This is a genomic window from Streptomyces malaysiensis subsp. malaysiensis (assembly GCF_040653035.1).
Classification (GTDB): domain Bacteria; phylum Actinomycetota; class Actinomycetes; order Streptomycetales; family Streptomycetaceae; genus Streptomyces; species Streptomyces malaysiensis.
The window spans coordinates 359,708-380,482 of the sequence record NZ_JBEZNG010000004.1 but is presented as its reverse complement, the minus strand read 5'-3'; the positions used below and the strand labels follow the sequence as shown (position 1 = coordinate 380,482).

The 20,775-nt window shown below is 71.0% G+C and carries 20 protein-coding genes and 1 pseudogene; 11 read left to right on the top strand and 10 right to left on the bottom strand.

Annotated elements, in window-relative coordinates; genetic code table 11:
* The first annotated feature begins 4 nt into the window (after positions 1–4).
* Both pucL and AB0E24_RS11220 read left to right on the top strand, forming a co-directional pair.
* Positions 5–886, top strand: a complete 882-nt coding sequence (gene pucL, locus AB0E24_RS11225; protein ID WP_359376198.1) for a factor-independent urate hydroxylase — start codon at positions 5–7, stop codon at positions 884–886.
* Positions 887–944: 58 nt separating this feature from the next.
* Positions 945–2,315 (top strand): 8-oxoguanine deaminase, encoded by a 1,371-nt coding sequence (locus AB0E24_RS11220; protein ID WP_359376195.1) that lies wholly within the window; start codon positions 945–947, stop codon positions 2,313–2,315.
* 117 nt (positions 2,316–2,432) lie between these two features.
* Here AB0E24_RS11220 and aceB read toward each other — a convergent pair whose 3' ends face one another.
* Both aceB and AB0E24_RS11210 read right to left on the bottom strand, forming a co-directional pair.
* Entirely contained in the window at positions 2,433–4,052 is a 1,620-nt protein-coding gene (gene aceB, locus AB0E24_RS11215) for a malate synthase A (protein ID WP_359376193.1), read from the bottom strand.
* A 137-nt stretch (positions 4,053–4,189) separates the two neighbouring features.
* Complete coding sequence (locus AB0E24_RS11210) at positions 4,190–4,798, bottom strand: nucleotidyltransferase family protein (protein ID WP_359376191.1); 609 nt, start codon at positions 4,796–4,798, stop codon at positions 4,190–4,192.
* 275 nt (positions 4,799–5,073) lie between these two features.
* Between AB0E24_RS11210 and AB0E24_RS11205 the strand changes: the two genes are divergently transcribed.
* Positions 5,074–5,391 (top strand): DUF5955 family protein, encoded by a 318-nt coding sequence (locus AB0E24_RS11205; RefSeq protein WP_069867090.1) that lies wholly within the window; start codon positions 5,074–5,076, stop codon positions 5,389–5,391.
* A 212-nt stretch (positions 5,392–5,603) separates the two neighbouring features.
* On the opposite strand, the gene AB0E24_RS11200 is transcribed toward AB0E24_RS11205, so the two are convergent.
* On the bottom strand, positions 5,604–6,383 hold the full coding sequence (locus AB0E24_RS11200; RefSeq protein ID WP_069867221.1) for an IclR family transcriptional regulator: 780 nt from the start codon (positions 6,381–6,383) through the stop codon (positions 5,604–5,606).
* Between the two features lie 75 nt (positions 6,384–6,458).
* Complete coding sequence (locus AB0E24_RS11195) at positions 6,459–6,737, bottom strand: hypothetical protein (protein WP_359376188.1); 279 nt, start codon at positions 6,735–6,737, stop codon at positions 6,459–6,461.
* Positions 6,738–6,833: 96 nt separating this feature from the next.
* Between AB0E24_RS11195 and AB0E24_RS11190 the strand changes: the two genes are divergently transcribed.
* Both AB0E24_RS11190 and alc read left to right on the top strand, forming a co-directional pair.
* The gene (locus AB0E24_RS11190; RefSeq protein WP_359376186.1) at positions 6,834–8,321 is read left to right on the top strand and encodes an NCS1 family nucleobase:cation symporter-1; all 1,488 of its coding nucleotides are present in this window, start codon (positions 6,834–6,836) and stop codon (positions 8,319–8,321) included.
* A gap of 250 nt (positions 8,322–8,571) precedes the next feature.
* The gene (gene alc / locus AB0E24_RS11185; protein WP_359376184.1) at positions 8,572–9,717 is read left to right on the top strand and encodes an allantoicase; all 1,146 of its coding nucleotides are present in this window, start codon (positions 8,572–8,574) and stop codon (positions 9,715–9,717) included.
* Positions 9,718–9,725: 8 nt separating this feature from the next.
* On the opposite strand, the gene AB0E24_RS11180 is transcribed toward alc, so the two are convergent.
* A complete protein-coding gene (locus tag AB0E24_RS11180; protein WP_359376182.1) occupies positions 9,726–12,902 on the bottom strand; it encodes an NACHT domain-containing protein in 3,177 nt (1,058 codons plus the stop codon).
* A 64-nt stretch (positions 12,903–12,966) separates the two neighbouring features.
* The gene (locus AB0E24_RS11175; protein ID WP_141765303.1) at positions 12,967–13,575 is read right to left on the bottom strand and encodes a hypothetical protein; all 609 of its coding nucleotides are present in this window, start codon (positions 13,573–13,575) and stop codon (positions 12,967–12,969) included.
* A gap of 404 nt (positions 13,576–13,979) precedes the next feature.
* Between AB0E24_RS11175 and AB0E24_RS11170 the strand changes: the two genes are divergently transcribed.
* From AB0E24_RS11170 to AB0E24_RS11155, 4 genes and pseudogenes are all read left to right on the top strand, one after another.
* Positions 13,980–14,180, top strand: coding sequence for a hypothetical protein (locus AB0E24_RS11170; protein WP_232637403.1), 201 nt, complete (start codon positions 13,980–13,982; stop codon positions 14,178–14,180).
* Between the two features lie 368 nt (positions 14,181–14,548).
* On the top strand, positions 14,549–14,764 hold the full coding sequence (locus AB0E24_RS11165) for an EF-hand domain-containing protein (protein ID WP_217489762.1): 216 nt from the start codon (positions 14,549–14,551) through the stop codon (positions 14,762–14,764).
* Positions 14,765–14,937: 173 nt separating this feature from the next.
* A pseudogene (locus tag AB0E24_RS11160) lies at positions 14,938–15,229 on the top strand (allantoicase); the annotation flags it as partial.
* 127 nt (positions 15,230–15,356) lie between these two features.
* On the top strand, positions 15,357–15,920 hold the full coding sequence (locus AB0E24_RS11155) for a dihydrofolate reductase family protein (RefSeq protein WP_069867084.1): 564 nt from the start codon (positions 15,357–15,359) through the stop codon (positions 15,918–15,920).
* Between the two features lie 14 nt (positions 15,921–15,934).
* Here AB0E24_RS11155 and AB0E24_RS11150 read toward each other — a convergent pair whose 3' ends face one another.
* Positions 15,935–16,792 carry a LysR family transcriptional regulator gene (locus AB0E24_RS11150; RefSeq protein ID WP_347234064.1) on the bottom strand — a complete coding sequence of 286 codons (858 nt, stop codon included), beginning with the start codon at positions 16,790–16,792 and terminating at the stop codon, positions 15,935–15,937.
* 70 nt (positions 16,793–16,862) lie between these two features.
* Between AB0E24_RS11150 and AB0E24_RS11145 the strand changes: the two genes are divergently transcribed.
* A complete protein-coding gene (locus AB0E24_RS11145) occupies positions 16,863–17,594 on the top strand; it encodes an SDR family oxidoreductase (protein ID WP_359376177.1) in 732 nt (243 codons plus the stop codon).
* Between the two features lie 365 nt (positions 17,595–17,959).
* Here the strand turns inward: AB0E24_RS11145 and AB0E24_RS11140 are convergent, their stop codons facing one another.
* Positions 17,960–18,817 (bottom strand): SCO6745 family protein, encoded by an 858-nt coding sequence (locus AB0E24_RS11140; protein WP_359376174.1) that lies wholly within the window; start codon positions 18,815–18,817, stop codon positions 17,960–17,962.
* A gap of 170 nt (positions 18,818–18,987) precedes the next feature.
* On the opposite strand from AB0E24_RS11140, the gene AB0E24_RS11135 reads away from it, so the two are divergent.
* Positions 18,988–19,818, top strand: a complete 831-nt coding sequence (locus tag AB0E24_RS11135) for an AIM24 family protein (protein WP_359376171.1) — start codon at positions 18,988–18,990, stop codon at positions 19,816–19,818.
* Positions 19,819–19,873: 55 nt separating this feature from the next.
* Here the strand turns inward: AB0E24_RS11135 and AB0E24_RS11130 are convergent, their stop codons facing one another.
* Positions 19,874–20,089 carry a DUF6126 family protein gene (locus AB0E24_RS11130; RefSeq protein WP_069867081.1) on the bottom strand — a complete coding sequence of 72 codons (216 nt, stop codon included), beginning with the start codon at positions 20,087–20,089 and terminating at the stop codon, positions 19,874–19,876.
* Positions 20,086–20,763, bottom strand: a complete 678-nt coding sequence (locus AB0E24_RS11125) for a helix-turn-helix domain-containing protein (RefSeq protein WP_250850907.1) — start codon at positions 20,761–20,763, stop codon at positions 20,086–20,088. Before AB0E24_RS11125 ends, AB0E24_RS11130 begins: the two co-directional genes overlap by 4 nt.
* Between the last annotated feature and the right edge of the window lie 12 nt (positions 20,764–20,775).

Here is a 20,775-nt window from a genome sequence, read left to right as displayed (position 1 = left end):
ACCGATGCCCACGCTCGGCCAGAACCAGTACGGCAAAGCCGAAACCCGCGTCGTCCGGGTGGTGCGCGACGGCGCCGTGCACCACATCAAGGACCTCAGCGTCTCGGTGGCGCTGTCCGGGGAGATGGCGGCGGTCCACCTCTCCGGCAGCAATGCCAATGTCCTGACGACCGACACCACCAAGAACACCGTGTACGCCTTCGCCAAGGAGCACGGCATCGACACGGCCGAGGAGTTCGGCGTCCGGCTGGCCCGCCACTTCGTCACCGGCCAGGAGTCCATCCACCGCGCCCGCGTCCGCGTCGAGGAGTACGGATGGGAGCGGATCGAGACGTCCGGGAGCGCCCAGCACTCCTTCGTCCGCCGCGGCCAGGAGGTCCGCACCGCCCAGATCGGCTATGACGGCGAGCGCTGGGAGGTGATCTCCGGGCTCACCGGCCTCACCGTCCTGAACACCACGGACTCCGAGTTCTGGGGCTATGTCAAGGACAGGTACACCACGCTCCAGGAGGCCCACGACCGCATCCTCGCCACCGATGTGCACGCCCGCTGGCGCTACGGCTGGAGCGATGACACCCGGCCGATGCCGGACTGGGACCACGCCCACGCCGAGGCGCGCGGCCATCTGCTGAGCGCGTTCGCCGAGACCTACTCCCTCTCGCTCCAGCAGACGCTCTACCAGATGGGCACGCGGGTGATCGAGCGCCGGCCCGAGATCGACGAGATACGGCTCTCGCTGCCCAACAACCACCACTTCCTGGTCGATCTGGAACCCTTCGGCCTCACCAACGACAACGAGGTCTACTTCGCCGCCGACCGGCCGTACGGGCTCATCGAGGCCACCGTGCTGCGGGACGGCGTCGAGGCCAGGATCCCCACCGACTGACGCGACCGCGCCGACCGACCGCGACCCCCGACACCGACCCGACGGAAGGCCACGCTCCGTGAACCGCATCGTCATCGAGAACTGCGCCGTCGCCACCGTGGACGCCCAGGACACCGAGTACGCGTCCGGCCATGTCGTCGTCGCGGGCAACCGCATCGAGTCGGTGGGCGAGGGGCGCGCGCCGGAGGGGCCCGCGGGCGTCGTCCGCCGGGTGGACGGTACGGGGCATCTGGTGACCCCGGGCCTGGTCAACACCCATCACCACTTCTACCAGTGGCTCACCCGCGGCCTCGCCCAGGACAGCAACCTCTTCGACTGGCTGGTCGCGCTCTACCCCGTCTGGGCGCGGATCGACGAGCCGATGGTCCACGCGGCGGCCCGCGGCTCGCTCGCCATGATGGTGCGCGGCGGGGTCACCACCGCCATGGACCACCACTACGTCTTTCCGCGTGACAGCGGCGATCTGCTGGGCGCCGAGATCCGGGCGGCGCGCGAGCTGGGGGTGCGGTTCACCGCCGCCCGCGGCTCCATGGACCTCGGCGCCTCCGACGGCGGACTGCCGCCGGACTTCGCCGTGGAGTCCACCGAGGAGGCCCTGGCCGCCACCGAGAAGGCGATCGACACCCACCACGACCCGGGGTTCGACGCCATGCTGCGGATCGCGGTCGCGCCCTGCTCGCCCTTCTCCGTCTCCACCGAACTGCTCCGCGAGTCCGCCGCGCTGGCCCGCCGCAGGGGTGTACGGCTGCACACCCACGGCTCGGAGACGGTGGAGGAGGAGAAGTTCTGCCATGAGCGGTTCGGGATGGGGCCGACCGACTACTTCGAGTCCACCGGCTGGCTGGGCGAGGACGTGTGGATGGCCCACTGCGTCCATATGAGCGACACCGATATCGAGGCGTTCGGCCGTACCGGCACCGGGGTGGCCCACTGCCCCTCGTCCAACGCCCGGCTCGCCGCCGGGATCGCCCGCGTCCCCGATCTGCTCGCCGCGGGCGTACCGGTGGGCCTGGGCGTGGACGGCACCGCCTCCAACGAATCCGGTGAACTCCACACCGAACTGCGCAACGCGCTGCTGGTCAACCGGCTCGGCAGCCACCGCGAGAAGAGCCTGACCGTCCGTCAGGCGCTGCGCCTGGGCACCTACGGCGGTGCCCGGGTGCTCGGCCGCCAGGACCAGATCGGCTCGCTGGAGCCGGGCAAACTGGCCGACCTGGTGCTGTGGAAGCTGGACGGGCTCGGCCACTCGTCGATCGCCGACCCGGTCGCGGCCCTCGTCCTCGGTGCCCCCGCCCCGGTGACCCTGTCGCTGGTGAACGGCGCCCCGGTGGTGGAGTCGGGCCGGCTGCTCACCGTGGACGAGGACGAGATCGCACGGGAGGCGCGCGCCGAGGCCCGACGCCTGGCCCGTATCGCGGAAGGCGGCTGACGGCGGCGGATCGTGCCGCGCTCCCGCCTCCACACCCCGTGACGATCAGGGCCCGGACCGTACGCTCCTACGGTCCGGGCCCTTCCGCGTACGGGACGCGTGTACGGGGACGGCGGCTCAGCCCAGCAGTTCGTACGCGGGCAGCGTCAGGAACTCGGTGTAGTTCTCGTCCAGCGCGACCCTCAGCAGCAGATCGTGCGCCTGGTTCCACCTGCCCGCCGCGAAGGCGTCCTCGCCGACCTCCTCGCGGATCGCGGCCAGCTCCTCGGCGGCGACCTCACGGACGAGATCGGCCGTCGCCTTCTCGCCGTTCTCGAAGACGATCCCCGCGTTGACCCACTGCCAGATCTGGGAGCGGGAGATCTCGGCGGTGGCCGCGTCCTCCATCAGGTTGAAGATCGCGGCGGCGCCGAGGCCGCCCAGCCACGCCTCGATATAGCGGATGCCGACCTGTACGGCGTTGCGCAGGCCGTTGTGCGTGGGCCTGGCGTCGAGCGAGGCGATGTCGATCAGCTGGGCCGCGGTGACCCGGACGTCCTCGCGCAGCCGGTCCTTCTGGTGCGGCCGGTCGCCGAGGACCGCGTCGAAGGAGGCGCGGGCGACCGGGACCAGATCCGGATGGGCGACCCAGGAGCCGTCGAAGCCGTCGTTCGCCTCACGGTCCTTGTCGGCCTTGACCTTGTCGAACGCCACGGCGTTGACCTCGGGGTCGCGGCGCGAGGGGATGAAGGCCGCCATGCCGCCGATCGCGTGCGCGCCGCGCTTGTGGCAGGTGCGGACGAGCAGTTCGGTGTAGGCGCGCATGAACGGGGCGGTCATGGTGACCGCGTTGCGGTCCGGGAGGACGAAACCGGGGCCGCCGTCGCGGAAGTTCTTGACGATGGAGAAGAGATAGTCCCAGCGGCCCGCGTTGAGCCCGGAGGCGTGGTCGCGGAGCTCGTAGAGGATCTCGTCCATCTCGTACGCCGCCGTGATCGTCTCGATCAGAACGGTGGCGCGGATCGTCCCTTGCGGAAGGGAGAGGTGGTCCTGTGCGAAGACGAAGACGTCGTTCCACAGGCGGGCCTCGAGATACGACTCGGTCTTGGGGAGGTAGAAGTACGGCCCCTTGCCCTTGGCGAGCAGACGGCGGGCGTTGTGGAAGAAGTACAGCCCGAAGTCGACGAGGGCGCCGGGGACGGGGCTGCCGTCGGCGGCCCGCAGATGGCGCTCGTCGAGGTGCCAGCCGCGCGGCCGGGTCACGACGGTGGCCAGTAGGTCGTCGGGCAGCAGTGTGTAGCTCTTGCCCTCGGGGGAGGTGAAGTCGATCCGGCGCTCATAGGCGTCGATCAGATTCAGCTGGCCGCCGATCACATTCGCCCAGGTGGGTGCGGAGGCGTCCTCGAAGTCGGCGAGCCAGACCTTGGCGCCCGAGTTGAGGGCGTTGATGGTCATCTTGCGGTCGGTGGGACCGGTGATCTCCACCCGGCGGTCCTCGAGGGCTGGCGGCGCGGGCGCGACGCGCCAGTCGGGGTCGTCGCGGATGTGGGCGGTCTCCGGGAGGAAGTCCAGGCTGCTGGTGCGGGCGATCTCGGCACGGCGCTCCGCGCGGCGCGCGAGCAGCTCGTCCCGGCGCGGGGTGAAGCGATGGTGCAGCTCGGCCAGGAAGGCCAGGGCCGCCTCGGTCAGCACCTCTCCCTGACGCTCCAGCGGCTCGGCGTCGACGATGGTCAGCGGGGACGGCGCTGGTTCGGACATTGGACGCTCACTCCTTAGGCGAGTCTCGGCTGGACGCTCGCAATGCTTCTGTGCTGTGGATAGTAAGTTTCTCATAGTGGAAGTTCAATCTTTCGTTGAACCGCCCCGTGGTGATCCGCCTCGTCCGCCGGTGACCCTCACTCCAACAGCGTCAAGTCCTCGGGAGTGTCGATGTCGTCCGTACGGGCGATATCCGAGCAGTCGACGAGCGTGATGGCGGACTGGTGCGCTTGTAGATAGGCGCGTGCCCCCCGGTCGCCCACCGCACTCGCCGTGATGTCTCCCCACCGGTCCGCGCCGAACAGCACCGGATGCCCCCGCTCCCCGTCGTACGCGGCGGCCGCCAGGGTCGACGGCGAGCGGTACGCGGCCACCACCCGCGCCACGGCCTCGGCGCCGATCCCCGGCTGGTCCACCAGCGCGACCAGCGCCGCCCCCGCGCCCGTACCGGCCAGTGAGCCGAGCCCGGCCCGCAGCGAGGAGCCCATGCCCTCCGCCCAGTCGGGGTTGTCCACCAGCACGCACCCGGGCAGCCTCGCCCGCTCCCGTACGGTCTCCGCCCCGGCGCCCAGCACGATGTGCACCGGGGCGCAGCCGCCCGCCAGCAGCGCGTGCGCCGCGTGTTCCACCAGCGGCCGCCCCCGATGCGTCAAAAGTGCCTTGGGCCGCCCGCCCAGCCGCCGTCCGCCCCCCGCCGCCAGTACGATCCCGGCGACCTGCGCGGACTTCTCCGAAGTGCGATCCATGGCCCCTGCATACCGCACCTGAGGGCCGAGCGGGGGCTTCATCCCAGCCGGTCTGATTTTCGCTCTCCGTATAGCGCGTCGTGCACTGAGTGGCGTTAACTGATCCGCGGCCCCTTGTGTCCGAATCCACGTGAGGTGGAGGGTTGGGGCGGCCATGCGGGAGAGGGGGCAGGGTCGTGCGAGATGGCGCGAGGGGGAGAAGGGCAGTGTTGGCCAACGATGGCGCGAGGCTCTGGGGCGAACCCGGAGCCTTGTCAGTGGAGGGCGCCGCAGTCGTGGAAGCCAGGCGAGTGGCGGGCACCGATGACGATCCGAGGGCGGGCGAGCTGCGCCGTGCCGTGGCCCGGCTCAGGCGCGATCTGGCCGCCCACCCGGCGGAATTACCGGACCGGGCGATCGCGGACGACGAGCTCGCCTCGCTCGACGCCATGGCCCGCACCGGCGCCCCCGAGCTGCACCGACTGCGCCGTTCACTGCTCCTCATCGCGGGCGCCCTGGGCTCGGTCAGCGCCCTGGGCCCCGCCCTGACGAGCGTCCGCGCGGCGATCGACCAGTTCGGAAACGTTCCGCAAGCGGGCAGAGGAAGAGACTGACCGGGCAGGCCGGGTAGCGCCGCGCACGCCCGCGGCCGGCCCGGCCCGAGCCTGTGGCGTCCGCGCGGGCCGCCCGCGCTCGCGCCATGAGCCGCGTGCGTCGAACGTGACGTCGGGCTGCCCGGCGGTGCTTCCGGTCGGGCATTCGGCCCCGGGCCCGCCGCGAGGGCCGCACCTCATCGAGCCGAGCGGTTCAGCGGTCCCCTCCGCCGTCAGGCGGCCAGCGCTCCGGACAGCTCGGCCGCGACCTCCTGGAGGATCGGCACGATCTCCTGCGTGGCCTCGTCCGTCACCCGGCCCGCCGGGCCCGAGATGGAGATGGCCGCCGGTGCGGGGGAGTCGGGCACCGGGACCGCGAGGCAGCGCACGCCCATCTCCTGCTCGTTGTCGTCCACCGCGTAGCCCTGTTCGCGTACCTGCCGCAGCGCGTCGAGGAACACATCCGGCGAGGTGATCGTCTTCTCGGTCACCGCGGGCATGCCGGTGCGGGCCAGCAGGGCGCGCACCTCATCGGGGGGCGTGTCCGCCAGCAGCGCCTTGCCGACGCCCGTGGTGTGGGGCAGCACCCGCCGCCCGACCTCGGTGAACATCCGCATCGAGTGGCGCGAGGGCACCTGCGCGACGTACACCACCTCGTCGCCGTCCAGCAGCGCCATGTTCGCGGTCTCGCCGGTCTCCTCCACCAGCCGCGCCAGATACGGCCGCGCCCAGGTGCCCAGCAGCCGGGACGAGCTCTCGCCGAGCCGGATCAGCCGGGGCCCGAGGGCATAGCGGCGGTTGGGCTGCTGGCGGACGTAGCCGCAGGCCACCAAGGTGCGCATCAGCCGGTGAATGGTGGGCAGCGGCAGCCCGCTGCTGGTGGAGAGCTCGCTCAGCCCGACCTCGCCCCCGGCGTCGGCCATCCGCTCCAGCAGATCGAAGGCGCGCTCCAGGGACTGGACGCCACCGGATCCGGCGGTGGTGGCGGCGGTCTTGGACTCGGCGGACGGCACGTCGGTGTTCCTTTCCCAGCGGTCGGCACCGGCCCGCACACGGTGACGATCCGCTGCCGACCGGCCACGGGCAGCCTACCGGTCCCGGGCGACGCCCACAGCGGGCTTGCGCTCGCGGTCCGCGCCGGTCACGGCGGGTGTGGCGGGCGCCGGAACGGTCCGTGGCCGACCGCCCCCTTCCATGACGGCGGCGATCCGGGCCATCGCGGAGCGAAGCGCGAGTCCCGGCACCGAGATCACCGCGACCGAGCCGCTGTGGGGGCCGGAGTCGACCGCGGGCCACTTCGAGGGCTGTCTCAGCGCCGCCGCCGTACTGAGCCCGGGTTCGGCTCCGCCGGGCGGAACCGGGCCCATGGGCGACGTTCACGGCAACGCCCGTGTAATCGATCGGCAACACCCTCACGGCACCGTCTGCGGAAAAGATTTTCCGTCCCGTTCCCGGAGGGCCTCATGGCATCACCCGCCGCACCAGACCCCCGTCTCCACAACGAGGACCTCGCCCCCGCCGTGGAGCGCACCTGGGGGACGTACAGCATCTTCGCCATGTGGATGTCGGACACCCACGCGATCAGCAACTACGCCTTCGCGGCGAGCCTGTTCGTGCTGGGGCTGCCGACCTGGGAGGTGTTCCTGTCCCTGCTGGCCGGAGTCACCATCCTCTACTGGTTCATGAACCGCATGGGTCACGCCGGCCATCGCACCGGTGTGCCGTTCCCCGTGCTCGCACGGGCCAGCTGGGGGGTGTACGGGGCCAATGTCCCGGCCCTGTTGCGAGCGGTGATGGCGGTCGCCTGGTACGGCATCCAGACCTGGCTGGCCTCCGAGGCCCTGGTCCTCCTCGGCGTCCAGCTGGCGCCCTCGCTCGCCGATTACGACCACGACTCCATCCTCGGTCTGTCCACCCTCGGCTGGATCGCCTTCCTGACGATGTGGCTGCTCCAGGCGGTACTGCTCACCCGGGGCATGGAGTTCATCCGCAAGGTGCAGGACCTGGCCACCGGCCCGGTGGTCTGGGTGGTGATGCTCGCGCTCGCCGTCTGGCTGATCGCCAAGGCGGGCGGGGACATCTCGCTCACCAAGAGTCTGACCGGCCTCAGCGGAGGCGAGCAGCTCCATCAGAGCCTGATCGCGGTCAGCCTGACGGTCGCCACCTTCCTCACCCTCGTGCTCAACTACGCCGACTTCGCGCGGTTCACCCCGGACCACCGGGCCTACCGGCGCGGCAATCTGCTCGGGCTGCCGGTGAACTTCACCGCCTTCGCCGTCGTCTCCGTGCTGATGACGGCCGGCACGATCTCGGTATTCGGCACGGCGATCTCCGATCCGGTCGAGGTCATCGCGAAGATCGACAACCCCGTGGTCACGGTGATCGGCGCCCTGTCCTTCATGGTCGCCACCATAGGCATCAACGTTGTCGCCAACTTCGTATCGCCCGCGTACGACTTCGCCAATCTCGCGCCGAAGTACCTCGACTTCCGGCGCGGCGGCATGATCACGGCGGTGCTCGCGATCGTGGTCATGCCGTGGAAGCTCTACTCCAGCCCGGTCGTCATCCAGTACTTCCTGGGCGCGCTCGGCGCCTTCCTCGGCCCGCTGGTCGCCATCCTGCTCGTGGACTACTACCTGGTGCGGCGCGGCCGCATCGACGTGGACGCGCTGTTCAGCGCCGACGCGTCGGGAGCGTACTACTACCGCAAGGGCTTCAACCCGGAGGCGATCATCGCCTTCGTGCCCTCGGCCGCGGTGTCGGCGGTGCTGGCCCTGGTCAAGGGGTTCGAGGACGTGGCCCCGTTCTCCTGGGTCTTCGGAATGGCTCTCGCCGGAGGCATCTACGCCCTGAGGTCCGCGAAGATCCTGACCGGCGGGGCGCGGCCCGGTGCGCCGATTCCGTCGCAGGTGGCGGCGGGTGAGGTCTTGACCGGGCCGTCCCCCGAGTAAATCATTCAACAAAACGTTGAAGCGTTGAAGCTGCCGCGTGGGAATCAGGGCGGGGCCGAGGGCGAGGAGGGTGCCCGTGTCCGACGTGGAGCCGGCGCTGCGCTCGGCCAGGGTGGTCACGCCGGACGGCCTGCGCGGGCAGGACGCCGCACGGCGTCGTACGGTCCACCTGGCTGCGCGGCCGGAAGATCGCCGACCATGGCGCGCCGACCGAACCCACCGGCCGACTCCTGGAAAGGCAGGCCCGCACATGACCGCGCCGATCCCCCGCTTCACCGGCGACGCCGCCCCGTACGGCGGTGGCGACCCGTACGCCGACTACCGGACCGCCGACCTCCCCTTCACCCACCTCGTGGACCTGGCCGACCGGCGGCTCGGCGGCGGCGTGATCGCGGCCAACGACGAGTTCTTCGCCGAGCGCGAGAATCTGCTGAAGCCCGAAACCCCGCGCTTCGACCCCGAGCTCTTCGGCCACAAGGGCAAGGTCATGGACGGCTGGGAGACCCGGCGGCGGCGCGGCGCCTCGGCCGACCACCCGCATCCGGCCGAGGACGACCACGACTGGGCCCTGATCCGCCTCGGTACGCCCGGGGTGATCCACGGCATCGTCGTGGACACCGCGCACTTCCGCGGCAACTACCCGCGGGCCGTGAGCGTCGAGGCGACGGCGGTGGAGGGCGCCCCATCCCCCGAGGAACTCCTCGCCGACGACACCGCCTGGACCGAACTCGTCCCCCGTACCCCGATCGGCGGCCACGCGGCCAACGGCTTCCCCGTCTCCGTCCGGCGCCGCTTCACCCACCTCCGCCTCGAGCAGCACCCCGACGGCGGTATCGCCCGCCTCCGCGTCCACGGCGAGGTCGCCCCCGACCCGGCGTGGCTCACCGCCCTCTCCACCTTCGACCTGGTCGCCCTGGAGCACGGCGGCACGGCCGAGGACGCCTCCGACCGCTTCTACTCCCCGCCCGCCAACTCCATCCGGCCGGGCCGCTCCCGCAGGATGGACGAGGGCTGGGAGACCCGCCGCCGCCGCGACACGGGCCACGACTGGGTCCGCTACCGCCTCGCCGCCCAGGGGACCATCCGCGCCGTGGAGATCGACACCGGCTGCTACAAGGGCAACGCGCCGGGGTGGGCGACGCTGTACGGCCTCGACGCGACGTCCGGCGCGGACCCGGCCGACCCCACGGCACCGGCCTGGACCGAACTCCTGCCCCGCACCCGCCTCCAGCCCGACACGGTCCACCGCTTCCTCCTCGACGCGGCCCCACCGCTGACCCACGTCCGCATCGACATCCACCCGGACGGGGGCGTGGCCCGGCTACGGCTGCACGGCTCACTGACCGAGGACGGCGCGCGGCGGCTGGCGGCGCGCCATGCGGAGCTGAGCGACTAGCTCCGGCGTTACAAGTGCTGGACGCGGATGCCGGGACCGAGTTGTTCGGTCCCGGCGACTATTTGCGTCCTGCCCAGCTTGACGGTGAGCAGTGTCGGGGCCGTACGCCCGGCCAGGGATGAGAGGTCCAGGGGGCCGGGGTGCGGGCCCTGGCATGCGCCGAAGAACACTGTTTCGAGGGAGGGGACGGCGTTGAGCGGGCTGAGGTCCGCCGGAAGGGCGCAGCCGTAGAAGCTCAGGTCCGGGATGCTCAGGGAGGCTGACAAGACGGGGAGGGATGCGGTGAAGTCGAAGCCGCCCAGCCAAAGTCGTTTGAGGATGGTCGCCGCTGGAAGGCCGGCGAGGTTGCGCGGAGTCCCCGAGCCGGCCAGGTACAGCTTGTCGAGCGATGGCAGATCGTGAAGAAAAACCAGGTCAGGATCGCGGGGCAGGTCTCCCAAGTTCAGTGTCGCCAAGGTCCCTGGCATGGGGATCTCGCTCACGGGAGGGAGGGAAGACCAGCCGGTGAGGCTCAATTCCTGAAGCTGCGTGAGCGCGCTCAACGGTGAGGCGTCCTCCAGAGCAGCGTCTCCGGTGATCGATAGCGTGCCGAGCCGGGGATGGGCGGCGAGCGGGCTCAGGTCGTTGTCGCCCACCAGCCGTGAGATCCACAGCGACGAGAGTCCGGGGAGGCCCGTGAGCATCGCGAGACCGGAAGTGAGCGGATGGCTGATCAATATCTTCCGCGCCGACCGCAGCTTCCTGGCCGCGGCCCACTGGCTGGGGTGGGAGAGCCTTAGCGTGACGCGTTCCAAGGGAAACTTGGCGAGCACGCGCTGGGCGTACTCATCCGGATCGAAATACTCCCAGGCATCTGCGAGTTCTTGGTGCGCACCGACTCGTTCTGCCTCCGCGTAAGCACCCAGTACATCGAGCGCACGCTCGCCACCGATGAGTGCGGCGGTCCGCACGGCCGCCCTGACGGCCGCGTCCGTGAGACCGTCCAGCGAGCGCGGCAGCCGACGGAGCACCGGATCCCCCACCGCCGCGAGTGACACGGCGTCCTTCCGACGCTTCGGCGGCACCAGCACCCGGAGGTTCTCGTCCAGCCGCGCCGCGAGCCCCTCCTGCACGGACTCCATCGTCTCCAGGCAGGATGCCGCCAGCAGCCGCAGGCCCCGCGCATGGCGGCGTTCGGCCTCCGCGCGGTCGAGGATGCCGGTGACGAGTTCCTGCCGCTGGCTGCGGTTGGCGTGTCCGGCGGCCATGATGATGGTCTCCCGCCAGGTGTCCAGATGGGCCCGCTCGACCAGATTGCCGATGCGGTCCTCTGCCGCCGTCTCTTCTGCCGCCAGGTACTCCTGGAAGCTGCGGTGCAGGAAGTCGATGCGGTCCTCGGCGGGGACGCGCAGCACCCCCGAACGCGATACCAGGTGATCCAGCACCGCCTCGCCCTCGGCGTCCAGATGGCGCATCGACGCCACCTTGGCGGTGACATGGGTCAGCGCCTTCTCCGTCGAAATCTCACTGCGGTTGTTGTCCGAAAGCCGCCAGGCCAGATCTCGCAGCACGCACAGCTTGTCGGTCAGGCTGAGCTGTACGTCCAGCGCGCTGGGCACCCCGCGCTCCGCGTCCCGGCGCTGCACCAGCAGCTCCAGGGCGATGCGGTACAGCTCCATACGGTTGCGCGGCAGCCGTTGGCGCCGTCCCAGGTGTAGTGCGCACAGCAGGGCCGCCAGCAGGGGGCTCGCGGCGAGCGCCCGCAGATGCGGGCGGTCCTGGAGAGCGGTCAGCAACGCCCGCTCATAGTGCGGCAGTTCCTCCGGGGCGCACGGCAGCTCGCCGCCCTGGGCGCCCACCGCCTGGTGCCACTGCTGGACGAACGCCCGCAGATCCGCGGGGGTCATCCGCTCCAGCCCCACCGGGGCGAAGCCCTCCGCGCGCAGCCAGTCGCCGCGCGCGGCGGTCGGCCGGGACGTCACCACCGTACGGGTCTGCGGGTAGGCGTTGAGCAGCAGCCGCAGCCACTCCCGGACCTTGCGCCGTTCGCCCGCGATAAGTTCGTCCACCCCGTCGACGAGCAGCAGCACCCGCCCTGCCTGGGAAGCGCGATCCACCCAGGCGCGGGGCATATGGCCGGTCAGCGGCCCGGCCGTGGCGTCCAGCAGCTCTTCCGGGCGTGGCAGCTCACGGGAGGCGTAACGCCGCAGTTTGACCAGGACGGGGACCAGACCGTTCCAGTCGGCAAGATCCCCGCCGAAGGCCCCGCGCGCTGCGGTGACGGCCAGCCAGTTGAGTAACGTCGTCTTGCCGGAGCCGGCCTCCCCGCGCAGCAGAATGCGAGCCGACTCCTTCAGCACCGCCTCGACCCGTACGCTCGCCGACGACTCCTGCTCGGGACCGCCCCATGAGCTGATGCCCGTCCGCAGCAGTTGGTCGGGCCCACCGACTGTCCGCCGTGCCGCCCGGCCGTCCCCGTCCGTGCTGACCCGCAGACTGATGTAGGCGACGGACAACTTGGTGCGCGGGGCCTGACCGGCCGTGAAGCTGAACAGCTCCACCTCGTCCAGGGTGCGGCTGAGGAACTCCAGGTACTCCCTGCGGAAGGCTTCGTCCTGATCCGCCCCCTGCGGCGCGTACAGCGATCTGACCGGGAGCCGTTCCAGCACCCGGCTCAGCTCGGGGCCGAGCTCGCCCACCCGCCCCAGCAGTTCGGCGATCCCGCGCTCGGTGAAGACCGGGAGCCGCTGAAGGATCCGCACATAGCAGTCGCAGCACTCGGCCAGCACCCGCTCGTAGAAGTGCGTGGCCGCCTCGCCCAGCCCGGCGGGCGGGGGAGCGGAGGCCCGCACCCGGCGGGCGAGCTCGGCGGGGTTGGCGTCGGACCCGAGGATCGCCCCGTCGGACAGGTCCGCGCGACCGAAGGCCGCCGTCACGGCATCGAGCGCCGCCTGCCGCCCGTCCTCCTCCAAGTCCCGGAACTCATGCCCGCACATCGGCTCCAGCCGCGCCGCGACCGCGTCCGCGATTTGCTCGAACTGCCGCTCCAGGCCCCGCTGCGCCCGCAGCCCCGGCACCCGCCGCCGGACCAGGGCGGACATCTCCATCCGGCTCTCCTGCTCGCGCCGACGCGGTTCGAGCCATAACCGCACGACGCGGGTCGCGACCGTCCGCCCGAGATTGATGGCGGCTGCCTCAGCGCTCACTCCGCACCCCCCTTTCTGGGCGCCTCACTCCGGCTCCAGGGCCAACCTCCGGCCGGTGGTTCCGTCAGGCATCCTGTCCGCCCGTGAGACCCATGGGGTAGTTCTCCCGGATCAGCAGGCTCAGGTGTTCCCGAGCGCTGTCGAGTTGGGCCGCCGTATCGGCTGCCTCCTGAATCAGGTACTCCAGTCGTTCAGAGCGAAGTCCCTCCTGGAGAGCTTTGTTGACTTCTTCTCGATTGGCCAGCATCCAGGAGGCACGGGCGTCCACAGCCCTCTCGAACTCTTCGAGTAGGTCGGCGCAGTAGAGACGCATAAGGCCAAGCAGCGTGCGGCGGGCAGCCTGGCGTCGCTTCGCGGAGTTCCAGCGCTGAGCCAAAGGTGCCGACGGGCGCATGATTTCTTCGATATCGCGCTGCGCCGCCTCGACGTACCCGGCTTTAAGCGGAATTTTGAGGAACGGTACACGGATTGGCGTGCCTGCGTTGTTGGGGCCACAGACGCTACCCGTCGATCGCCTGGTCAGGTGTTGGGATCTGAGGCGCTCGAGTGCTTCGCTGGTGCTGGTCGCGGCCTGGCACCACTCATGCAGGATCTCGTGCAGCTCCATCAGGGCTTCGTGCATGTTCGGCCATACGGGCGTCCCATTGGCATTGTCCGAGACTTTGTGCAGCATGCTGCTGGCCGCCTTGGCGACGACTGTTGCCTCAGGACCTACTGGCATTCGGGACCCCCAACCCTGAGTGACCAAGTCTCCCTACGCTAGACGCGCTCCAGGGCGTGCGAGGGGCGAATCGCTGAACGCAGGGGGTGCGGGTCAAGCGGCCTCGTAGTGGTGTGCCCAGGTGCCACGCGCCACTTGGCCCAGGCGGGATCATCGAACAGTCCCTCAGCGTCTCCAAGTCCGGCCCGGCGCAGAAACTCGACGACTTCCGCCTCCGGGAGGCCGATGATCTGCCGCGCAGTCACCCGCCTGTCGCCAGTTCCGAGCGGCGGGTGGGCCATTCTCGGGGTAGCGCCCACGGCTCCAGTGTGTGCCAGCGGGAGAAGCGCTGCACACGGAGCTGCGAGCCTTTGTACATGAACATCAGCCGGTCGAAGCTCGCCCTGGGGGACCGTGACGGGGCTCTCGAATCGCTCGAAGCGGCTTGGGACGTCGCGCCGGAGATGGCCCGTGTCCATCCGACCAGCCAAGAGCTGATGCGCGTGCTGACCTCGCTGCACCGCCGCAGCAACCCGCGCCTTACGAAGCTGGCCAAGGGGGCGGGCGTGCCCTTCTGAACCATCGGAAGAGTTCCCGGTCCGCCGAGGAAATGCGGCTGACGACCGGCACGAAGATCGCGGTCGCGCGCATGACCTTTACCAAATGGTCTCCCCCTCTTCTGGGCGAGGTTCCTCTCATGCTGGGGCCCCGGCGTCTTCCTCGCCTGGCTCAGCAGCGATGTGGCGGGCGGCAACAGGCTGAACACGTGCGAAGTGATCCTGCCGTGGGCACGACTCGCTAGATTCGCCCTGCCTCCCTGGTCATCGGTGTCCTGGCAGCCATCTGGTCGACCCGGCGCGCGCCCCGCTTCGGTGTGCTGCGGGCGATCAATGCGCAGTAACATCGCACAACATTCAACGAGGAAGGGCGAACCCACGTGGTGGACATGAAAGCGGCCGCGCGCAAGGTCTTTGACGCATACGACCTCGATGCCGACGGGCAGATAACCGCCAAGGAATACCAGCAGGTCGTCGCCGAGCTGCGCGGCGAGCACCTCACCGACGAACAGGCGCAGCAATTCATCGACGTACTCGACATGGACGGCGACGGCACGATGTCGTTCGAGGAGTTCTGGGCCCCGATGCAGGGCGTCGCGGACTGACCACCGGCGTAGGCGCCGGGGCGGGCGTAGGCCATGCGGCTGCGGGCACTCGGCGCTGAGCCACGGGTGTGCGCACCTCCGGACTGCGCGGAGCCGCAGGCCGCGGTCAGCGTGCCGCCGTCGCGCCGGGCATCCCGGCCAGCGGTGGCAGGGACCGTCCGCCGGAAGGAGCCGGCAACGCGCCGGGGCGGGCGACGCTGTACGGCCTCGACGCGACGTCCGGCGCGGACCCGGCCGACCCCAGGGCACCGGCCTGGACCGAGCTCCTGCCCCGTACCCGCCTCCAGCCCGACACGGTCCACCGCTTCCTCCTCGACGCGGCCCCACCGGTGACCCACGTCCGCATCGGCATCCACCCGGTCGGGCGCCATCGCCCGGCTGCGGCTGCACGGCTCACTGACCGAGGACGGCGCGCGGCGGCTGGCGGCGCGCCATGCGGAGCTGAGCGGCCAGGTCGTGTCCTGAAAGATCGCCGCCCTTCGTGAAGATCTTCGCGTGGGGCGAGGAGATCCGAGGGGATCCCGCGAGCAGCGATGAGTCCTGCGGCGTCCGGCGGTCGTACTGTCGAACGCCCTACCGAGGAGGACTTCCGATGCGCAGCGTGACCTATTCGATGAACGTCTCACTCGACGGCTACATCGTCGGGCCGGACGGCGGCTTCAACTGGACGGTCCCCGACGAGGAGGTCTTTCGCTTCTGGATCGACGAGATCCGAGAGGTCGGCGTCCACCTGTTGGGACGGCGGTTGTACGAGACGATGCTGTACTGGGAGACCGCCGAACAGGATCACTCGCTCGACGACGCAGAGCTCGAGTGGGCCGCGCTCTGGAATCCGCTCCCCAAGGTGGTGTTCTCCACCACGCTGTCGACGGTGCGGGGCAATGCCCGCCTGGCCTCCGGCGGCCTGGCGGAGGAGCTGGAGCGGTTGCGAGCCGAGCCGGGGGAGGGCGACATCGCGATCGGCGGCGCGACTCTCGCCGCCGAGGCGGCCGCGTCGGGTCTGATCGACGAGTACCGGGCCATCGTCTACCCGGTGCTGGTCGGCGGCGGCATTCCGTTCTTCCCCCGGCACGAGCGCCGGGTGGATCTCGAACTCGTCGAGACCCGCACCTTCAACTCAAAATTCGTCTACCTCCGCCACCGCGTGGCGCGCTAGTGGCTTGGCCCGCTCTACCCGCCGTGGCCCGTCGCCTTGCCCGTCACGGCGGCGGCCGCGCGGACGAAGGCGGCCAGGGCTGGGGAGGTGGCGTGCTCGGGCCAGGCGAGGACGAGCGTGGTGGGCTCGGCATCATCGACTGGGACAGCGACCAGGTCGTCGCGGAGCTGGTCGCTGATGGAGGAGGGGAGGACGGCGACCATGCGGCGCAAGGCGATGAGGTGGAGAAGCTGCCCAAGGTCGTGGACCTCGGGTCCGTGTGAGCCACCCCCAGATGCGCCCGGCCAGCGCGGCAGGGGCTCCCCGGCGAGGTCGTTCAGGCAGACCCGGGTACGGCCCGCGAGGCGATGCGAACTCGGCATCACGAGAAGTTGAGTCTCGGTCAGGAGGTCCTGGGTGTCCAGGCCGGTGAGGTCGTGGTGGGGGCGGTGAAGCAGGGCGGCGTCGGCACGACCCTCCCGCAGGAGGATCTCACGCTCGCCGAAGCTGCACACCAGCTCGACCGGCAGCGCACCCGGCTCAGCCTGATAGGCGTCGAGGATCGCGGGCAGCAGGCCACCGTCGCCGCCCGGCTTGATGACCAGGATCAGACGCGGGTCGGCGCGGCCGGCCCGCCGGGTGCGGCGCGCCGCGGCCGACGCGGCGTCGAGCACCGTACGGCTCTCGCGGAGCAGGACGGCCCCCGCCTCGGTCAGTGCGACCCGGCGACTGCCACGTTCCAACAGGGCCACGCCCAGCCGTCGTTCGAGCTGCTGAATGGCGCGGGAGAGCGGCGGTTGGGTCATCCCTAGCCGGGCGGCCGCCCGACCGAAGTGCAGTTCCTCGGCGACAGCGGTGAAGTAGACGAGCTCGCGGACCTCCAGTCTTTCCATACCCACACGGTATCGCTGCGTACCTGATCGGTGTTGGAACTCCCGGCCGCCCCCGTGGTGGGCTGAACGCATGACAGAAACCACAACTGCCCTGGTCACCGGTGCCAACAAGGGCATCGGGCGCGAGGTCGCAGCCCGGCTCGCCTCGCTCGGCACGAACGTCCTGCTGGCCTCGCGCGACCCGGACCGCGGTGCGGCAGCCGCAGCCGACCTGGGCCCGCGGGTGTACCCGGTCACCCTGGACGTCACCGACCGCGCCAGCGTCCTATCCGCCGCCCGCTGGATCGAGGAGCGCTTTGGCCGGCTGGACATCCTGGTCAACAACGCCGGCATCTCTGGCGACCTCGCCGCCCAGAGCCCTGGCAGTGTTGAACTGCCCGCTGTACGCGAGGTGTTCGAGACCAACGTGTTCGGCGTGATCAGCGTGACCACCACGATGCTGCCGCTGCTCGCCCGCTCCCCCGCCGCCCGGATCGTCAATGTCAGCAGTGGACTGGGCTCCATCGCCCGGATGACCGATCCCGAGGACTACCTCACAACCCGGCCCCCGTTGGCCGCGTACGTCCCGTCCAAGACCGCACTCAACTCGCTGACCGTGCAGTACGCCAAGGAACTGCGCAGCCGCAACATCCTGGTCAACGCCGCCGATCCGGGGCCGTGTGCGACCGACTTCACCACCGCGTTCCCCGGCCTCACCCGCACCGCGGCCGACGGCGCGGCCGTGGTCGTCCGGCTCGCCACGCTGCCCGATGACGGGCCGACCGGCGGCTTCTTCGACGAGCACGGCCCGGTTCCCTGGTGAGCTGCCTGTCAGGGAACCGAGGGACGGGGTGGTGGGGGTCAGCCCGGACGGGATGGGCGAGCCGGAGACCGCGCCGGCGCCCGACGGGCCGCAGCGCCCGGGTTACCCGCCGGACCGCCCCGGCAACAGCCGACGGAAGGGTAGCGGACCGTCAGGCAGCCTTGGCCGGGTACTCGGTCCAGGTGCGGATGGGTGAGTCGGGGGCGAAGCTGGTCTTCGGTTCGGCGCGGGCATTTCGCCAGCGCACGTAGGCGCCGATGGCGGCGTTCTGTTTCTCCGGGGCTTGCGTGTTCGAGCGGCTTCGCGGGACTCGCCCAGGTTGCTGGGCACCTCGGCCGGTGTGTGCGGGCGCCGCCCGTCACCGCTCACCCCGTCGGCTTCGGGAGTCCGATCGGGTTGGGGAAGCGCAGGGCGGTGGCGCAGGCGGTGGCCAGGGGGGTGAGCAGGCGGACCAGGGCCGTCACCTCCTCGGGGCCGAGCGGCCGCCAGGGGCGTTCCGCGGCTCGGTCCGTCGCGGTCTCGGCGGTGCGGAGCAGTTTGTGTGCGGCCTCCGTCGCTGCTCCGTCCGGGGCGAGCAGGCCGCGGTCGGTCAGCCGTCGGGTGGCGGCCTCCCACTCCTGGTCGGTCCAGCCGCGGTGGGGCTGGAGCTCGGTGCGCGGGAGGTCCATGGCGGAGCGCAGGACGAGGGCCTCGCAGCCGTCGAGACCGGCGGCGACGAGGGCCGCCACATGGCCGTCACCGCGGTGCTCGCGCAGCAGGGTGGTCGCGTGCCACAGCCGCTCGACGGGTTTGTCGGGGAAGTCCAGCGCGCCGTTCGCGGTGGCCAGCGGCCGGCCGGAGCCGTCCAGGCCCGCCGCGCGGGGGACCAGGGCCTCGGCGGCGCGCTCCACCTCGCGCTCGTGCCCGGCGAGCAGCCGGGCGAGGGCGGCCGCGGCGCCCGCGCGGCGGAGCTCCAGGGCCCGCTCGGGGGCGGCCAGCGACCAGATGTCGGGCAGGGCGCGGGCGACCATGGCGGGCGCGAAGCTGAAGAAGGCCGCCACGACGGGCTCCGGCCCGACCGGCCCGAGCGGTGCGGCACGGCCCGCGAAGTAACCGCGCCAGAAGCCGCGGAGCCCGGCGTCCTCGTACGCGGTCCGGGCCTCGGGGGCGAAGTACGCGACCGCGTGGATCGGCTCGTAGAGGGCCCACATCGTGCGGGCGGTCGTCGCGGCGCTGGTGTTCATCGCCATCCTCCCTGCTCCCTTCGGCGTCGACCCGGGGCCGGATCACGACCGGCATTGTGCCAAGCTCACGGAACCTGGTGGACCGGGTCGGACGTTGACCCGGATGTCCGGTTATGACGCCACCTGACGGCACCTGGCACCACCTCACGCGACCTTCGAGGAGATTGGCTGTGACCCTGCGGCAAGAGATCGTCGGCAACGCCATGCAGATGGCGGTCTGCACCCTCCAGCCGGGGCAGACCGTCTACTGCGAGGCCGGGAAGTTCCTGTTCAAGACGGCGAACGTGACGATGGAGACCCGGCTGTCCGGACCCGGCGGGGGCGGCGGCCAGGCCGCCGGGAGCAATGGCGGGAGCGGTGGGGGCGGCGGGATGGGCGGGATGCTGCGCCAGGCCATGGGCACCGCCATGCAGGTGGGGCAGCGTGCGCTGGCCGGGGAGTCGCTGGCGTTCCAGTACTTCACCGCCACCGGCGGCGAGGGCACCGTCGGCTTCGCGGGGGTGCTGCCCGGCGAGATGCGGGCGCTGGAGCTGGACGGGACACGGGCCTGGTTCGCGGAGAAGGACGCCTTCGTGGCGGCCGAGTCCACCGTGGGGTTCGGGATCGCCTTCCAGGGCGGGAAGACCGGGCGCAGCGGCGGCGAGGGGTTCATCCTGGAGAAGTTCACCGGGTATGGCACCGTGATCATCTGCGGTGCGGGCAACTTCATCGACCTCAACCCGGCCGACTTCGGCGGCCGCATCGAGGTCGACACGGGCTGCATCGTGGCCTTCGAGGAAGGCATCCAGTACGGCGTGGAGCGCATCGGCGGGCTCAACCGCCAGGGGCTGATGAACGCGGTCTTCGGCGGTGAGGGGCTGTCCCTGGCCACGCTGGAGGGCAATGGACGGGTGATTCTCCAGTCGCTCACCATCGAGGGCCTGGCGAACGCCCTGAAGAAGGCCCAGGGCGGCGACAAGCAGGGGCCGACGGGCGGAATGTTCTCCACCCACGCCGGGTGACGAGACCCACGCGGGGTGAGGAGCGGCCCGTGGGCCATGCCCCGCCGGACTCCGCCTACTTCGCGCCCGCCACGTAGAAGAGGAGGAAGAGAAAGCCGGCGATGAAGTGGACGCCCACGAGGTAGATGAAGACCCGCACCGTGAACGTCATCGGCGCCCGGTCCTCCTCGCGCGGGCCGGTCCGGGCGTTCGCCGTCGGGGTGTCCGCCGGGTCGTGCGTCGGGGTGTCCGTCGGGGCGTCGGCGGCGCTCATGTCGTTCGCGTCCTTCATGGCATACCGTGCCTTCCTCGGCGAGGGGCGTCGCCGAGGCACAGCTCGGCCGCGCCGCTCTGGAGCAGCGTGTGGACGAAGAGCAGATCGACCCCGCCGGGTGAGGCGGCGGCGATGCGGTGCGGGGTGAGGGAGTCGAAATGGGCCGCGTCGCCCGGGGAGAGCGCGTGGATGGTCTCGCCGAGGATCAGCCGCAGCCGGCCCCCCAGGACGTAGAGCCACTCCTCGCCGGGGTGGACCCGCACCAGATCCTCCTGGGCGGCGGACCGCTCCGGCACATGCAGCCGCAGCGCCTGCATGGCCCGGCCGGAGCCGCCGGCCTGCCAGTAGGTCCAGCCGCCCGCCGCCTGAGCCTCCATGCGGTCGGCCCGTACGACCGGGTCCCGCTCCGAGGACGTTTCGCCCAGCAGGTCGGATACCGTGGTTCCGTAGGTACGGGCCAAGGTCAGCAGCATCGGGAGCGAGGGCTGGCGGCGGCCCGTCTCCAGCCGGGACAGATGTGCGGGGGAGAGCCCGACGCGAAGGGCGGCGGCCTCGAGCGTAAGACCACTGCGTCGTCGCAGGTCACGCAGGCGGGGAGCGACAGTGGGCAGTTCGGCGGACGGTCCGCCGGGGTCACCGTCGGCCGGTCCGCCCGTGGGCCACTCGGCGGGCCCGTGGGGGAGCGGGTTCATATCTCCGGTATA

Excerpts from the sequence above, each read along its gene's own strand:
- AB0E24_RS11210 (WP_359376191.1), bottom strand. The coding sequence starts at position 4,798 with ATGGATCGCACTTCGGAGAAGTCCGCGCAGGTCGCCGGGATCGTACTG.
- AB0E24_RS11130 (WP_069867081.1), bottom strand. The coding sequence starts at position 20,089 with ATGAAGGACGCGAACGACATGAGCGCCGCCGACGCCCCGACGGACACC.
- AB0E24_RS11155 (WP_069867084.1), top strand. The coding sequence starts at position 15,357 with ATGCGCAGCGTGACCTATTCGATGAACGTCTCACTCGACGGCTACATC.
- aceB (WP_359376193.1), bottom strand. The coding sequence starts at position 4,052 with ATGTCCGAACCAGCGCCGTCCCCGCTGACCATCGTCGACGCCGAGCCG.
- AB0E24_RS11195 (WP_359376188.1), bottom strand. The coding sequence starts at position 6,737 with ATGGGCCCGGTTCCGCCCGGCGGAGCCGAACCCGGGCTCAGTACGGCG.
- AB0E24_RS11140 (WP_359376174.1), bottom strand. The coding sequence starts at position 18,817 with ATGAACACCAGCGCCGCGACGACCGCCCGCACGATGTGGGCCCTCTAC.
- alc (WP_359376184.1), top strand. The coding sequence starts at position 8,572 with ATGACCGCGCCGATCCCCCGCTTCACCGGCGACGCCGCCCCGTACGGC.
- AB0E24_RS11125 (WP_250850907.1), bottom strand. The coding sequence starts at position 20,763 with ATGAACCCGCTCCCCCACGGGCCCGCCGAGTGGCCCACGGGCGGACCG.
- AB0E24_RS11165 (WP_217489762.1), top strand. The coding sequence starts at position 14,549 with ATGAAAGCGGCCGCGCGCAAGGTCTTTGACGCATACGACCTCGATGCC.
- AB0E24_RS11150 (WP_347234064.1), bottom strand. The coding sequence starts at position 16,792 with ATGGAAAGACTGGAGGTCCGCGAGCTCGTCTACTTCACCGCTGTCGCC.
- AB0E24_RS11170 (WP_232637403.1), top strand. The coding sequence starts at position 13,980 with ATGAACATCAGCCGGTCGAAGCTCGCCCTGGGGGACCGTGACGGGGCT.
- AB0E24_RS11145 (WP_359376177.1), top strand. The coding sequence starts at position 16,863 with ATGACAGAAACCACAACTGCCCTGGTCACCGGTGCCAACAAGGGCATC.
- AB0E24_RS11175 (WP_141765303.1), bottom strand. The coding sequence starts at position 13,575 with ATGCTGCACAAAGTCTCGGACAATGCCAATGGGACGCCCGTATGGCCG.
- AB0E24_RS11190 (WP_359376186.1), top strand. The coding sequence starts at position 6,834 with ATGGCATCACCCGCCGCACCAGACCCCCGTCTCCACAACGAGGACCTC.
- pucL (WP_359376198.1), top strand. The coding sequence starts at position 5 with ATGCCCACGCTCGGCCAGAACCAGTACGGCAAAGCCGAAACCCGCGTC.